At 70.1% G+C, this 14055-nt stretch carries 16 protein-coding genes; 10 read left to right on the top strand and 6 right to left on the bottom strand.

Annotated elements, in window-relative coordinates:
* The first annotated feature begins 65 nt into the window (after positions 1-65).
* A complete protein-coding gene (locus AB0C62_RS15605) occupies positions 66-356 on the top strand; it encodes a DUF3303 family protein (protein ID WP_362973325.1) in 291 nt (96 codons plus the stop codon).
* Between the two features lie 101 nt (positions 357-457).
* On the opposite strand, the gene AB0C62_RS15600 is transcribed toward AB0C62_RS15605, so the two are convergent.
* Complete coding sequence (locus AB0C62_RS15600; protein WP_362973323.1) at positions 458-1114, bottom strand: TetR family transcriptional regulator; 657 nt, start codon at positions 1112-1114, stop codon at positions 458-460.
* A gap of 196 nt (positions 1115-1310) precedes the next feature.
* On the opposite strand from AB0C62_RS15600, the gene AB0C62_RS15595 reads away from it, so the two are divergent.
* Positions 1311-2444: an NAD(P)/FAD-dependent oxidoreductase gene (locus tag AB0C62_RS15595; RefSeq protein WP_362973321.1), complete on the top strand. Its 1134-nt coding sequence runs from the start codon at positions 1311-1313 to the stop codon at positions 2442-2444.
* A gap of 236 nt (positions 2445-2680) precedes the next feature.
* Positions 2681-2926, top strand: a complete 246-nt coding sequence (locus AB0C62_RS15590) for a DUF5133 domain-containing protein (RefSeq protein WP_362973319.1) — start codon at positions 2681-2683, stop codon at positions 2924-2926.
* 50 nt (positions 2927-2976) lie between these two features.
* Here the strand turns inward: AB0C62_RS15590 and AB0C62_RS15585 are convergent, their stop codons facing one another.
* Together AB0C62_RS15585 and AB0C62_RS15580 are read right to left on the bottom strand one after the other, a co-directional pair.
* Positions 2977-4701: an MOSC and FAD-binding oxidoreductase domain-containing protein gene (locus tag AB0C62_RS15585; RefSeq protein ID WP_362973317.1), complete on the bottom strand. Its 1725-nt coding sequence runs from the start codon at positions 4699-4701 to the stop codon at positions 2977-2979.
* Between the two features lie 159 nt (positions 4702-4860).
* On the bottom strand, positions 4861-5313 hold the full coding sequence (locus tag AB0C62_RS15580; RefSeq protein WP_362973315.1) for a MarR family transcriptional regulator: 453 nt from the start codon (positions 5311-5313) through the stop codon (positions 4861-4863).
* 78 nt (positions 5314-5391) lie between these two features.
* Between AB0C62_RS15580 and AB0C62_RS15575 the strand changes: the two genes are divergently transcribed.
* From AB0C62_RS15575 to AB0C62_RS15565, 3 genes are all read left to right on the top strand, one after another.
* A complete protein-coding gene (locus AB0C62_RS15575; RefSeq protein WP_362973313.1) occupies positions 5392-6450 on the top strand; it encodes an ABC transporter permease in 1059 nt (352 codons plus the stop codon).
* Between the two features lie 167 nt (positions 6451-6617).
* The gene (locus tag AB0C62_RS15570; protein ID WP_362973311.1) at positions 6618-8111 is read left to right on the top strand and encodes an MFS transporter; all 1494 of its coding nucleotides are present in this window, start codon (positions 6618-6620) and stop codon (positions 8109-8111) included.
* Positions 8108-8668 carry a TetR family transcriptional regulator gene (locus AB0C62_RS15565; RefSeq protein ID WP_362973309.1) on the top strand — a complete coding sequence of 187 codons (561 nt, stop codon included), beginning with the start codon at positions 8108-8110 and terminating at the stop codon, positions 8666-8668. Before AB0C62_RS15570 ends, AB0C62_RS15565 begins: the two co-directional genes overlap by 4 nt.
* A gap of 29 nt (positions 8669-8697) precedes the next feature.
* Here the strand turns inward: AB0C62_RS15565 and AB0C62_RS15560 are convergent, their stop codons facing one another.
* Genes AB0C62_RS15560 through AB0C62_RS15550 form a run of 3 tightly spaced genes read right to left on the bottom strand, consistent with a single transcriptional unit; the run spans position 8698 to position 10388 of the window.
* Positions 8698-9108 (bottom strand): cupin domain-containing protein, encoded by a 411-nt coding sequence (locus AB0C62_RS15560; RefSeq protein WP_362973307.1) that lies wholly within the window; start codon positions 9106-9108, stop codon positions 8698-8700.
* Between the two features lie 59 nt (positions 9109-9167).
* Positions 9168-10007, bottom strand: coding sequence for an SDR family NAD(P)-dependent oxidoreductase (locus tag AB0C62_RS15555; protein WP_362973305.1), 840 nt, complete (start codon positions 10005-10007; stop codon positions 9168-9170).
* Between the two features lie 57 nt (positions 10008-10064).
* Positions 10065-10388 (bottom strand): carboxymuconolactone decarboxylase family protein, encoded by a 324-nt coding sequence (locus AB0C62_RS15550; RefSeq protein WP_362973303.1) that lies wholly within the window; start codon positions 10386-10388, stop codon positions 10065-10067.
* Positions 10389-10620: 232 nt separating this feature from the next.
* Here AB0C62_RS15550 and AB0C62_RS15545 point away from each other — a divergent pair, with 232 nt between their 5' ends.
* The 4 genes from AB0C62_RS15545 (at position 10621) to AB0C62_RS15530 (ending at position 13990) form a co-directional block, all read left to right on the top strand.
* Positions 10621-11529 carry a helix-turn-helix transcriptional regulator gene (locus AB0C62_RS15545; RefSeq protein WP_362973301.1) on the top strand — a complete coding sequence of 303 codons (909 nt, stop codon included), beginning with the start codon at positions 10621-10623 and terminating at the stop codon, positions 11527-11529.
* Positions 11530-11739: 210 nt separating this feature from the next.
* Positions 11740-12069: an N-acetyltransferase gene (locus AB0C62_RS15540; RefSeq protein ID WP_362973299.1), complete on the top strand. Its 330-nt coding sequence runs from the start codon at positions 11740-11742 to the stop codon at positions 12067-12069.
* A 239-nt stretch (positions 12070-12308) separates the two neighbouring features.
* Positions 12309-13391, top strand: a complete 1083-nt coding sequence (locus tag AB0C62_RS15535; RefSeq protein WP_362973297.1) for a ThiF family adenylyltransferase — start codon at positions 12309-12311, stop codon at positions 13389-13391.
* Entirely contained in the window at positions 13388-13990 is a 603-nt protein-coding gene (locus AB0C62_RS15530; protein ID WP_362973295.1) for a GNAT family protein, read from the top strand. The genes AB0C62_RS15535 and AB0C62_RS15530 overlap by 4 nt, the downstream gene beginning before the upstream one ends.
* The last annotated feature ends 65 nt before the right edge of the window (positions 13991-14055 follow it).

The raw sequence follows: 14055 nt of genomic DNA, 5'->3' as shown, positions 1-14055 counted from the left end.
GCCTAGCCTGAAAGTGCACGTTGATGTGCCTACGCGTGCGTCGACCAGGCGAGAAGGTGAGTGCGATGCGCGTCATGCTCAGGGCGACCATGGACACGGAGAAGGCCAACGAGCTGATCAGCAGCGGCAAGCTCGCGGAGCTGATGCGGGAGACGATGGAGCACCCCAAGCCGGAGGCGACCTACTTCACCACCATCGACGGCAACCGGGCCTGCTTCATGGTCTTCGACATGCAGGACACCAGCGAAATCCCGTTGATCGCCGAGCCGTTCTTCATGAACCTCGGCGCCCGGCTCGAACTCGCTCCCGTCATGAACGCGGAGGACCTGCAGAAGGGCCTGTCCCAACTCGGCTGACCGCCCTGCCGCCGGGCGGACTCGGCGACGGCGCCCGGGGGCGCGCCGCCCCGGCGGGTCGCAAGAGGGTCGGCCCGTAGGCGAGTTCACGTGAGGCGTCCTCAGTCGGCCGGGCCTGTCGGAGCCTGAACGTCTGAAGCGCCTTGCCGGCTGCCGGAGTCGATGGCCGTCCAGCCGTTCTCCAGCAGGGCGAACGCGCGCCTGATGGCCGCGCGGGGGTCGTCCCGGCCGTGGGCCGCCCGGGGGGCTTCGAGGGCGAAGTGGGCCATGGCGGTGCACGCGGGGTCGCCGGCGGGCAGGCCGCTCTCCTCGGCGATGACCTGGGCCAAGGCGTCGGCGTGACGCAGCCACATGGACTGGACGTAGTCCCGTAGGGCCGGCGTGTTGTCGACGAGGTCGAGGAACGCGGTGAACTCGGCGTCGCCGTCCGCTGTGGCCAGGCGGAGGCGCAGTGCGTGCTCGCACAGGGCCGCCGGGATCGACCGGCCCGCGGGGCGGTCGCGTACGGCGGAGAGCAGTCGGGTCTCCTGGTCGGCTTCCTCGTCGAAGACCAGCGCTTCCTTTACCGGGAAGTGCTTGAACAGGGTGGTGGTGGACACGTCGGCGGCATCGGCGATCTCGCGGATGCCGACGTCGTCGTATCCGCGTGCGAGGAAGAGGCGCAGGGCGGCGTCCGCGATGGCCTGACGCGTGGCGGCCTTCTTGCGCTCGCGGCGCCCGATCGGAGCGGCGGTGGGGGAGGTGTCTGTCTCCGGCATGCCTCTGACCCTACCTCCAAGTGGACCGACTTCAAAAGTGAAACGGTTGCACTTAGTGAGTCGGTGTGCTCTTCTGGAGCAGCGGCCCGCCGGTCGGCGCGCCCCGCATCCTCCTCCCTCGTCGCATGACCGGAGGGACGTCACTGCCCAGCACGCCTGGCGCCACTGCGCCGGGTGAGACGAACGGAGCACGATCATGAACACCATCCCGACTCCCCGCATCGCCATCATCGGCGCCGGTCCCGGCGGCCTGACCTGCGCACGGATTCTTCAGCAGCACGGCATCTCGGCCACCGTCCACGACCACGAGAGCGGACCCGAGGCCCGGAACCAGGGCGGCACGCTCGACCTGCACGAGGACAACGGCCAGATCGCCCTGCGCGAAGCCGGCCTCTTGGACGAGTTCTTCCGCCTGTCCCGACCCGAGGGCCAGGAGATGCGTCAGATGGACTCGGACGGGACGATCCTCTTCCACCACACCCCCGAAGCGGGCGACCGGTTCAAACCGGAGATCGACCGCGGACAGTTGCGCGACCTTCTCCTCGACTCCCTCAAGCCCGACACCGTGCGGTGGGGCCACACGCTGCGGTCGGTCGACGGTCCCGCGGACGGCCCACGACAGCTGCACTTCGCCGACGGCACGACGATCGAGGCCGACCTCGTCATCGGGGCCGACGGCGCATGGTCCAAGGTGCGCCGCGCCATCTCCCCGGCGGTCCCCCGGTACAGCGGCGTCAGCTTCCTCGAAGCCTGGTTCCACGACGTCGAGAGGCGGCACGCCGACATCGCCGAACTCGTCGGCCAGGGCGGCGCGGCCGCAGCCGACGGCGATCGCGGCCTGTTCGCCCAGCGCAACAGCGGCGACCACATCCGCGTCTACATCATCCAGCGCGTGCCCGCCGACTGGATCACCGCCGCCGGCCTGACCATCCAGGACACGGACGGCATCCGCGCCCTCCTCCTGGACCGTTACCGTGGCTGGTCGCCCCGACTGCGCCACCTGCTCACCGACAACGACGGCCTCTACGTCGACCGTCCCATCCTCGCGCTGCCGGTTCCCCACACCTGGGAGCACAATCCGACGGTCACCCTGCTCGGCGACGCGGCCCACCTCATGCCGCCGCTCGGTGTCGGCGTCAATCTCGCCATGCTGGACGCCTGCGAACTGGCGCTCTCCATCGCGAAGAACGGCACCATCGACAAAGCGATCCACGCCTATGAGGCCACGATGCTGCCTCGTTCCACCCGGATGCAGACACTCCTCGACAAGGGCGCCGAAGAGCTGCTCTCCACCGAACTCCCGGACTTCGCCGACGAGGAGAACCACTGACGGCGCCAGGGTGCTGCTCCCGGCCGGTTCGAGAGTGCGACCCGGGCTGTCTGCTTCGTGCACGTCTCGAAACTCTTGGCCGAAAAGCGGTGGCGTAGACCTCTCGACGCCGGGCACTTGAAGAGCTGCGTGATGACACTCCGTGCCAGGAGCGGTGTCGGACGCCTTACAAGTGGCCTGGTTCTCGTGACGGCGGTCGGCCGCCTCGCGAGCTGTTCAGGGGGAGAGGGAGAACCATGATCCTTCCGGCGGAGAGGGAACTGCGCGCCGTGCTGGCCCGGTTTGCCGAGGTACGCATCGAGCACGATGTGCGCCCCACCGGTCGTACCAGCCGCGCGCTCGACGACGCCACGTACACGCTGTGCGTGATGACCGGGGCTCGGACGGCCGAGCAGGCCCTGCGTACGGCGGACGCCCTGCTGGAGCGGTACAGCGCCGGTCGTGTGGGCGCCACGCAGGCGGACGAGAGGTTGGCCGCGTAGCGGTCGGCGCCGCGTTCCCTGACGGATCGTCGATGTCTCCGGCGTAGGAACTAGAGGTCGAGAACGATCTCGTCCGCTGGTTCGCTGCAGCAGATGAGGACCGTGCCCGCCTCGGGCAGTTCGAGGGGCGGAGTGGTGTACCTGACGTCGCCCGAGATGAGCTGGGTGACGCAGGTGTGGCAGACGCCCGTACGGCAGGACCAGCGGACGCTCACGTCGCACGCCTCGGCGAGTTCGAGAAGTGACGCCCGGGCCTGCGACCAGGGGACGCTGATGCCGCTGCGGGCGAAGGAGACGAGCGGGCCGGTGCCCTTCGGGCCGAGCGGCTGGTGTGGCTCGACCGTCGGCGCGGACGTGATGCCCGGATTGATGGCCGCGAGCGTACTGAACTCCTCGGTGTGGATCCGCTCGGGACGAAGACCGTGGTCCCGCAGGCCGGCGCCGAAGGAGTCCATGAAGACCGTCGGTCCACAGAGGTAGGCGTCGGCGTCGGCGGGGATGCCCATGGCCGCGAAGGAGTCGGCGGTCGGGCGTCCCCGCCGGATGTACGGCTCGTCCGCGGGCGCGGCCGGTTCGTCCGGGGCCGTGTAGAAGACGTATTCGTGGGCCGCGGAGAGCTGTGCCAGGAGGGCGTGCGTCTCGTCCGCGAAGGCGTGGTGGGCCCGGTCGTGCGCGACGTGGATCCACCAGACCGGGCGGGAGCCTCGTGCCGCCGCGAGCTGGTGCAGCATGGCCACCACGGGGGTGGCGCCGATGCCGGCGGAGGCGAGGACGATCGGCCCGGAGCCCTCGTCGAGGACGAACGTTCCTCGCGGGCTGGCGATCTCCACGAGGTCGTCGGGGTGCAGACCGGCGTTGAGGTAGGTGCTGACCTGCCCGCGGGGTTCGTGTTTCACGCTGATGCGGTAGGCGTCCGCGCCCGGCGCGGAGGACAGTGAGTAGCTGCGCACCACCGGGGCCGCGCCGTCGATGCCGAGACGGATGGAGAGGTACTGGCCCGCCCGGGCCCTGGGCAGAGGGGTCCCGTCGGTGGTGTTCAGGTAGATCGACGACACCGCGGGGGTCTCGGGGGCGATACGGGCGACGCGCATGAGCTTGAAGCCGGGCCACCCCGGATCCTGCTGGGGCGGGGACGAGGCGCCCGAGAGCTCGCGGAAGGACTGCTGCCATCCGGGGCTGAGGGCGGGGACGTTCAGCGCCTTGCGCAGTTGGTCGGCATCGCGGTCGGGGAGGTAGAGGAGCGCGTCGGTGTCGGCGACGCTGAGTCGTTCCGGACCTCTGCTGATCAGCGTGATGTCGTCGCCCGCCTGGACGTGTCCCTCGGTGAGGACGCGAAGGTAGAAGCCGGGGCGATGATGGGCGACCAGGAGCGACGGCATGGTGGGTTCGCCCAGGCGCATGCCGACGCGGTAGCAGGTGACGCGGGGCTGGGTCACCTCGAATTCGGCGTCGCCGATGCGGTAGCGGTCGCCGATGCAGACGTCGTCGTCGGGCAGGCCGTCGACCGTGAAGTTCTCTCCGAAGTTCCCGAACGTCAGGTCGTCACGACCGAGCTGTTTCTGCCAGTACTGGTAGGACTGCAACTGGTAGACCAGTACGGCCCGCATCTCGCCGCCGTGACCGGCCAGGTCGCCCTGACCGTCCCCCTCGATGTTCAGCCGCCGCACCAGTCGCGGGCCCTCCACGGGCGCCTTCCAGACACCGGTGTGGACGGTCCGTCCCTGCCATGCGACGTCTTTCGGCATCCCTACGTTGACGGACAGCAGCGTCGCCATTGCGGACCTCCTGCACGGTGGCGGCCGGTGTAGCCCTTGCCTGCTGTGCGATCTGCGCGATCTCTGTGCTAACGCCGATTCTATTTCCGCGGGCGTGGGACCGGCCTCTTCAGGCTGTGCACCGCATGAACGTCCCGGCGAGCCCGGTCAGGGCGTCACTCAGCCGTCGACGGCCGCGGGATTGAGTGAGGTGAGCAGTTTCAGCAGCAGTGAGTGTGCCTGTTCCTGCTCCGCCGGGGTGAGCGCCCGCAGCGCCTCGGCATGGGTGGCGTCGACCGCCTTCAGGGCTTCCGCGTGAAGCCCGCGGCCCGCCTCCGTGATGTGCAGGCGTTGCGTGCGCCGGTCGCCCGGGGTGGTCCGGCGCTCCAGCAGACCCCTCTCGACCAGGCCGTTGACCGCGGTGCCCATGGACTGCGGCGTGATGGCCGCGCGTCGGGCCGCCGTCGCGCTGGACACACCCGGATCGAGGATCGCCTGGGTCATGGCGTTGTTCTGCGCCAGTGTCAGCCGGAACGGACGCAGGGTCCGCTCGATCCTGGACGCCATGATCTGGCCGATCTGCCAGGCCACATAGCCCGTGCGCCGGTCGGGGTTCTCGTCGAGATGATTCACGCGGCGTACCTCATTGGAAGGCAACTGATTATGCTGTGGAGATATTATCAGCTGCCTTCCAATCTAGGATCTTCTTCGATGGCCCAGCACGTCCCCACCCGGCAACCCCACAAGCACGCTCTCGACGTGGCCCACCCGCCTCCGCGCTCCGGTACGGCGCGAGCGGTGCTGCTCCCCGTAGCGGTCGTCCTGCTCATCGGCACCGTCTTCGTGAGCGTGTACCTCGCCGCCTTCCACGCGCCACGCCCTCACGACCTCCGCGTCGGAACGACGGAGGTCGGTTCCCAGCAGGAGCGTCTGCGCGAGGATCTGGCGCACGCCGTCCCCGGCGGATTCGCCCTCGAAACCTTTCCCGACGCGCACGCCGCCCGTCACGCCGTCCAGGACAGGGCCGTGTACGCGGCCTACCTCGGCCAGGGGAAGCTGCTGTACGGAAGCGCCAACGGCGCCGCCGTCACCGCCACCGTGACCACCGCTTTCGGTCCCGCGGCCCGAGCCGAGCATCACCGCCTCGCCGTCGAGGACGTCGCCCCGGCGGCCGCGGGGGACACCCGCGGCCTCTCCGTCTTCTACGCGGCCTTCGGGCTCGTGCTGGCCGGCTACCTCTTCGGCATGACGACGTATCAGCTCGCCCCCAGGCTTCAGTACCGCCACCGCATGGCGAGCCTCGCCCTGTTCGGTGTGGTCGGCGGCGTCGTCGTGTCGGCGGTCGCGGGGAGTCCGGGGTTCGGTGCGCTGCCCGGTGCCTTCCTGCCGCTGGCACTCGTCGTCGCGCTGATGGGAACCGCGGTCGGCGCCACGACCATGGTGCTGCTGCGCGTCTTCGGCCCCGCCGGCGTCAGCCTCGCCTCGATCCTGATGCTGATCCTCGGGAACAGCACCAGCGGCGGCATCATGCCACCGGCCTACCTGCCCGCCTGGCTGCGCCCGCTCTCCGAGATCCTGCCCGTCGGGGTGGGTGTCCGTGCCATGCAGGGGCTGTCCCGCTTCCAGGACGACGGCCTGACCCGCGCGCTGGTGATCCTCCCCCTCTGGGTGATCGGAGCAGCCCTGGTCCTCTATCTGAAGGACGTGTTCCGGCGCGGTGCTCGGGCCCGTTCGGCGGTCGACGGTGAACCGCATCCTGCCGTGGCCTGACACGGCGCCGACGGCGCGGAAGGGGCCGGCGCCGTATCGGTGCGGCGCGAGGGTCCCTGTGGCGGGAAGGGGCCCGGAGCAACCACCGGCGGAGAGGTGAGACACTCGATGTCATCGCTTGAAGACATCACCTGATGACAACGACGGACGACAGGAACGATCTGCCAGTGCATCCGATATCCGGCCCCGCCCTGTCGTCCTGGCGGCAGCGGGCGCTCGTCCCCGTCCTGGTGTCCCTCGGCATGCTGGTCGCGATCATCAGCAGCCTCGGCGCCCCGCTGATCCCCACCATCGCCGCCGTGGACCACGTCTCGGTCTCCGACGCCCAGTGGTCCCTCACCGTCACGATGCTGGTCGGCGCCGTCGCCACCCCCGCCATGGGGCGTCTGGGAGACGGACCGCACCGCAGGATCGTGATCCTCACCGGGCTTGCCGTGGTGCTCGTCGGGAGCCTGCTGGCGGCCCTGCCGCTCGGGTTCGCCTGCCTCATCACGGGACGGGCGCTCCAGGGCGTGGGGCTGGGCCTGGTCCCCCTCGCCATCGCGACCGCGCGCGACGCGCTGCCGCCCGAGGGGGCCCGGTCGGCCCTGGCGACGCTCTCCCTGACGACCGCGGCCGGTGTCGGCATCGGCTACCCCGTCACCGGACTGCTGGCCGAGAGTCTCGGCATGTACGCGGGGTTCTGGTTCGCCGTGATCGCCACCACGCTGGCGTTCATCGCCGCGGCCGTCGTCATCCCCACGGCTCCACGACGCCCCGCCCGGCCGATGGACGTCACCGGGGCACTGCTTCTCACGCTCGGCATGAGCGGCCTCTTGTTCGCGCTCACCCAGGCCGAACACTGGGGGTGGGGATCGCTCCGACTGCTCGTGCTGGGCGGGACGTCCGTGCTGCTGCTGATCGGCTGGGCGATGCACCAACTGCGCGTCACGCACCCCCTGGTGGACCTGCGCCTCGTGCGCGACCGCACGGTCTTCGCCGCGCACCTGACCACCATGATGGGCGGCATCGGCATGTATCTGCTGATCTCGCTGGTGACGCGCTACGTCCAGACGCCACCGAGCATCGGATACGGCTTCGGAGCCTCGGTGGTGGTCACCGGTCTGATCCTGGTGCCGTTCTCGGCGGGCAGCCTGGTGGCCGGGCGCGTGGTCCGGCTTCTGGTCCGTACGCAGCCGCCGGTGCGGCTGCTGCCTGTCAGCTGCCTGCTCTCGCTGGCGGCGCTGCTCAGCTTCGTGTTCGCCCACGGCGCCCTGTGGGAGGTGTTCGTGACGATGGCCGTGGCCGGTCTGGGTGTCGGCGTGAACTTCGCCGTCACACCGGGGCTCGTCGTCGGAAGCGTCCCGGCCCACGAGACCGGGAGCGCCATGAGTTTCAATCAGGTGGTGAAGTACATCGGATACTCGGCAGGCAGCGCCCTGAGCGCCGTCATCCTCCAGGCCGCCACCGCCCCCGGTCACGACCTCCCCCCGGAGAACGGCTACCGCACCGCCGGCCTGGTCGGCTGCGCGGTCTGGGCTGCCACCGCCGTGGTCGCGTACGCCCTGGTCCGGTCGGGCACGCGTGGCCCCTCCGCACAGGTCAGGATCGGCCGCCCGGCGGACAGCCTCTCGGAACCGGACGGCGCGAGCGTCGTGGCGGACACCGGAACCCGGCGATGAGCTCCGAGGCGCCCGGACGCCGTCGCGACGCGGCCCGCAGCCGCGAACTCCTGCTCACGGCGGCGAGCGAACTGTTCGCCGAGCGGGGCTTCGACCGCACCACCATTCGCGACATCGGCGAGCGCGCGGGCGTCGATCCGGCGCTGATCGCACGCTACTTCGGCTCCAAGACACTGCTGTACGTCGCCGCGCTGAACGCCGAACAGGGTGACGCGGCCCTGGCCGACCTCTTCGACGAGCAGCGACTGCGCCAGGTCTTCGACCGGGCCGACCGGCGAGGCCCCGTCCCGCTGCTCCAGGTCGCCGTGCAGCCGTTGAGCGACCCCGCGGCGCAGGATGCGGCACGTTCGGCGCTGCATGCCCGACTGGTCGAGCCGCTGCAGGAGCGCTTGACCCGTGAGGGTGCCGAACGGCCGCGGCTGCGCGCCGAGTTGGTCGCGGCGGCCGTGACCGGCATCCTGCTGGGCCGACACTCCGGAGCCTTCGACGAACTGGCGGAGGCCGATCCCGGCGACCTGATCGAGCTGCTCCGGAGCACCCTGCTGCGGGAGGAGTGAAGGGCCCCGTCGGACGGGCCGCGGCAGTGTCAGCGGAAGTCGGCGAGGGCACTCTCGTACTGCTCGTCGGTGACGGGCTCGAGCCAGGTGGTGCCGTCGCCGTTCCCGTCGCCGACCACCAGGGCGATGTGCGCCATGAGGGTGGTGTCGGAGGCGCCGTGCCAGTGCTCCTCGCCGGGCGGGCACATGAGGGTCTCCCCGGCGCTGACCCGCACGACACCGCCGTCCCGCGTGCCGACCAGGCCGACGCCGTCGGTGATGTACAGGACCTGACCCAGGGCGTGGGAGTGCCAGTTGGTGCGGGCGCCCGGGGTGAAGCGCACCAGGGCGGCCGCGAGCCGGGCGGGCTCGGTCGGCGTCGCGATCATGTTGAGGTAGACGTCGCCGGTGAAGCGCTCCGCGGGAGCCTTCACGGTGGGCGTCGAGGTGATGTGTTCCATCGTTCTGTTCCTTGATCGTTCAGTGGTGAGGGGAAGACGGGACGAGAACGGGACGCCGCTCAGGCGTCGTCATGGGCGAGGTCGCCCCCGAGTGCGCGCGAGGCTTCGGCCTGGGCGAGCAACTCCCGGCCCTTGGCGGTGACGGCGTCGATCGCGTCGGCTCCGGCGACGAAGCGCACCGGAGGCTGCTCCTGACCCGCCACCACCAGCAGCGCGGCGGCGAGCTTGGCGGGGTCGCCGGCCTGCTGCCCGTTCATCGACTGCCACACCTTCTTGGTGGCCGCCGTCCGCTCGGCGTAGTCGTCGATCGATAGCTCCGGCCACGTGGTGGAGGCGTCCACCAGCAGCTCGGTGCGGAAGAAGCCCGGCTCGACGACGGTGGTGCGGATGTTGAACGGTTCGACGTCGTGGCGCAGTGACTCCATGAACCCCTCCACCCCGAACTTGGCGGCGGAGTAGGCGACACAGAACTCCTGGCCGACCGCTCCGGCGAGGGAGGAGAGGGTCATGACGTGGCCGTCGCGCTGGGCCCGCATGACGGGAAGCACGGCGCGTGTGACGTTCATCGGCCCGAACAGGTTCGTCTCGATCTGCCGTCGCATCTGCGCGTCGGAGACCTCCTCGAAATAGCCGGCGTAGAAGTTGGCCGCGTTGTTGACCAGGACGTCGATCCGGCCGAAACGCTCCACCGCGGCCTTCACCGCGCGCTGCGCCGCCGCGGCGTCGGTGATGTCCAGGGAGGTGGCCAGCAGGTCGTCCTGCTCGCCGCCGAGTGCCTCCAGGACGTGCTCGGGCCGGCGGCCGGTGGCCACGACCTGGTGGCCTGCCGCGAGGGCCTGGCGGGCGATGTCCGTGCCGAGACCACGCCCGGCACCGGTGATGAGGAAGACCTTGCTCATGCTGAAATGCTCCGAACGGGGTGATGGAAGGGTCGGAAATCCGGGGGTGGCCAGGCGTCAGCCGGCGTCGCGCTCGTCTGCGATCTTCTTGAGCTGGTTGACGGCGGTCATGGCGTTCGGCCAGCCCGCGTAGAACGCGAGGTGGGTGATCGCCTCGGACAGCTCCTCCACGCTCAGCCCGTTGTCCAGGGCCACGCCGAGGTGGTAGCCGAGCTGCTCGGTGCGGTACAGGGCGGCCAGCACGCTCACGGTGACCAGGCTGCGGTCGCGCGGGGACAGGCCCGGGCGCTCCCAGACGTCGCCGAACAGCACCTCGTCGGTCACCTCGACGAGCTTGGGTGCGATCGCGGCGAGTTCCTGCGGCGCGGACTGCTTCGGCACGGTGACTCCTTCGGGAGGAAAACGGGATGGAACGGGATTGATCGGCACGGGCCAGTCTCGGGTGGAGACGGCGCTCCGGGCGGCTGCCACGTCGCGCCTCCGGTCGGCGCCACAGGCCGCACTTGCTGCCGATATCGAGGAAACCGCAGATCAATGGCATGGGGGAGGGCCTGGCATCACAGGTACTGACAGGACCCCCCACCGGCGCGGCGACCGGCTTAGCCTGGAACGCGTGAGCACCGAGAGCGACATCCGCGAGTTCCTGGCCTCCCGCCGCGCCAGGATCACGCCGAAACAGGCCGGCCTGCCCGCCTACGGCGGCAACCGCCGGGTGCCCGGGCTGCGCCGCGAAGAGGTCGCCCTGCTCGCCGGAGTCAGCATCGACTACTACATCCGCCTCGAACGCGGCCACATCGCCGGCGCCTCCGAGGAGGTCCTCAGCTCGATCGCGAACGCCCTCCATCTGGACGAAGCCGAACGCGCGCACCTCCACGACCTGGCCCGCGCCGCCGCCAAACGCCCGGCTCGCCGCGCCAAGCGCCCCCGGGGCCCGCTCCCGGACAGTGTCCTGCGCGTCCTCCGGTCCATGACCGACTCACCGGCGTTCATCCGCAACGGGCGCCTGGACATCCTCGCCGTGAACGACCTCGGCCGGGCCCTGTACGCGCCTCTCTACGCGGACGGTGCCCCGCACCCCGTGAACATCGCCCGCTTCCAGTTCCTGCATCCCGGCGGTCGCGACTTCTTCCCCGACTGGGACGAGTCCCTCAACACCACCGTCTCCCTGCTGCGCACCGAGGCCGGACGCGCCCCCTACGACAGCGACCTCACCGGTCTCATCGGTGAACTGGTCACCCGCAGTGAGGAGTTCCGCACCGCCTGGGGCAAGCACAACGTGCGCCTGCACCTCACCGGCCGCAAGTCCTTCCGCCACCCCGAGATCGGCGAACTCTCGCTCGACTTCGACGCCATGGAACTGCCCGCACAACCCGGTCTGACCCTCACCGCCTACACAGCCGCCCCCGGCACCTCGGATCACGACGCCCTGCGGCTCCTCGCCAGTTGGGCCGCGACCGAGAACGCCACCACCGAGAACGAGGCGTCCGCCGGCGACGTCGACCCCGCGACTCGAAAGAAGTGATGCAGGGTCGAGGGGGCATGTGTCCCGCGCGAGGGGGCACTCGCCATGGCTATGCAGGCAAACCAGTTGAGCATCCCGAGCAATGCGCCTGACGAGGCCGGACCTCAATTGGGCGCTCCACCGGTGTCGGCCCCCGGCAGGCACCGGCGCACCGGACGACGTCGGGGCCGATGGCATCGAAGAGTGCTGGCGTACCGCAGCGTGGAGCTCATGCCGTCCTCGTCCCCCGACGGCGTCGGCGCGGAATGCCTGCTGCTGGTGCACATCCGCCGGGTCATCGGGCTGGTGACCTATCGAGCGTGCGACGAGTGCGCCGAGGGCGTTATCACCGACGTGGTCCTGGACGAACCGTTCCGCGACTGCGGACTCGGCACGAGGGCGCTGTCGCACCTGCGTTCCCTGCACCCCGACGTCACCTGGCGCACGACCCTCGACGCCCGCCTCACCCGGGCCCTGCTCCGTCGGATGCGCATCCCCAAGTCGACCGGCGGACGCTGCTCCCACGGCAGGCCCGGCGTCGTCGCCCCGACCGGCACGTGACCACGCTCCGACCCCAGGTCACGCGACTGGTCGCGCTTCGGCACCGTGGTCTCGAAAGGGGTGCGGAAAAGGTGAGAGTTCGTGCATGAATTCGAGTTTGCGTTCCGCCCGATTCAGCAATTTTTCAAGATCACGCGCTGCTAACTTCTTTGCTCGTGATCAATTCCCATGTTCCCGTTCCCCGAGATGTACGGCCCGACTCCGTGCCGCGAGACCTGCCGGAAGTCGCCTCTCGGCCTGTGTTGTATCGCCTGGGCGAGGGCGACGACCGCGCCCGCCTCGACGCACTGCTCGCTACCGGCGCCGTACGCGAGACGTATGACCTCATCGACGACCAGCTCGCCGAACTGGTGGGCTGCCTGCGGCCCGGAGAGAGCCTGACCGGCCGTCAACACGCCGCGGCCGTCGACGCGTTGTGCGGTGGAGTCGAACGCCACCACTTCGGCAGCTGGGTCTGGTACCCGTGGTCGGGGCGACTGGTTCACGTGCTGCCGGAGCAGGAGTTCCGGCGCGTGCGCACCGACCGCAACCGCGACAAGATCACGGACGCCGAGCAGCGGCGGCTGCTGGAACGCCGCATCGGAGTCATCGGTCTGTCCGTCGGGAACAGCGCCGCGCTCACCTGTGCGATGGAAGGCGTAGGAGGATCGTTCCGCCTGGCGGACTTCGACGCGCTCGGGCTGAGCAACCTGAACCGACTGCGAGCCGGAGTCCACGACCTCGGACTCCCCAAGACCGTTCTCTGCGCCCGTCAGATGTACGAGATCGACCCCTACCTCGACATCGAACTCTGGAGCGAGGGAATCACCGAGGAGACCATCGAGGGCTTCTTCGGTGATGCCGAGCACCCACTGGACCTCCTGATCGAGGAGTGCGACACCCCCTGGGTCAAGGTCGCCGCACGCGAGCACGCCCGTGCCCGTCGCGTGCCGGTTCTCATGGACGCGAACGACCGTGGGCTGTTGGACGTGGAGCGCTTCGACGACGAGCCGGACCGTCCCCTCTTCCACGGCCGCGGCGGGGGGCTCACCGCACAGGCCGTACGGGAACTCGACCCGGCGGGCACCCTGGCGTACCTGCTCCAGATCTGCGACGAGAGCCGCTTGAGCCCCGCGATGACCGACGCCCTCGCCCGGATCGGCAGCACCCTTTCCAGCTGGCCCCAGCTGGCCAGTGGCGTCATGCTCGGCGGCGCCCTGGTGACCGACACCGCCCGGCGCATCCTGCTCGGCGGCCCGGTTGCCTCCGGCCGCTATTACGTCGACCTCGAAGTGCTGATCGGTGCCGTCCCGGCCCTCGTGGGCGCGGGGGCCTCCGCATGAGCCACCTGCCCGAACTGCACGGCGAACACCTGTGGCTGAGGGAGATGCGGGCCACCGACCTGGCTCCTTTCGAACGCATCCACACCCACCGCCTGCTGACCCGTTTCCTCGGCATCGACCGCATGGACGCCCGGCAGGCCCAGGACGCCTTCGCCAAGTGCCTCGCCCAGCCGTACGTACAGCCGCGCCGCAAGCACACCCTCGCCGTGTGCGCGCCTGGAGAGGACGCCATGGTCGGGACCATGGGGCTCCTCGTCGAGGAGTACGGGCGCAACGCCATGCTGACCAGCCTGGTGCTGCTTCCGGGTGCGCCGGTGAGTGGTCACGGGCACGAGGCGGGCCGGCTCCTCATGGCGTACGGCTTCGGACGGCTCGGCCTGCACCGCATCTGGGCCGGGCACCGGGCGGACCACGCACGTATGAGTGAGGTGATGTTCGCGGCGGGCCTACGCCCCGAGGCCACGTTGCGCCAGCTGTTCCACACCCAGGGTGAGTGGCACGACGTGGCGACGTACGCGGCCGTGGCGCCCGAATGGATTCCGCAGGCCAGCGCTGCCGAACGCCTGATCCTCGAGGGTGACGCACTGCTTCCCGCGTGAGCGTTCGACCGTCCGGCCCGCAGCGGGCGGCACGGGGCAGCCGGCGCCGTGAGCCGGCCGGCTGC

Source organism: Streptomyces sp. NPDC048643 (assembly GCF_040650615.1).
Lineage (GTDB): Bacteria > Actinomycetota > Actinomycetes > Streptomycetales > Streptomycetaceae > Streptomyces.
Note: the sequence above shows the minus strand (reverse complement) of the source record. Positions and strands in the feature narration are given on the sequence as shown.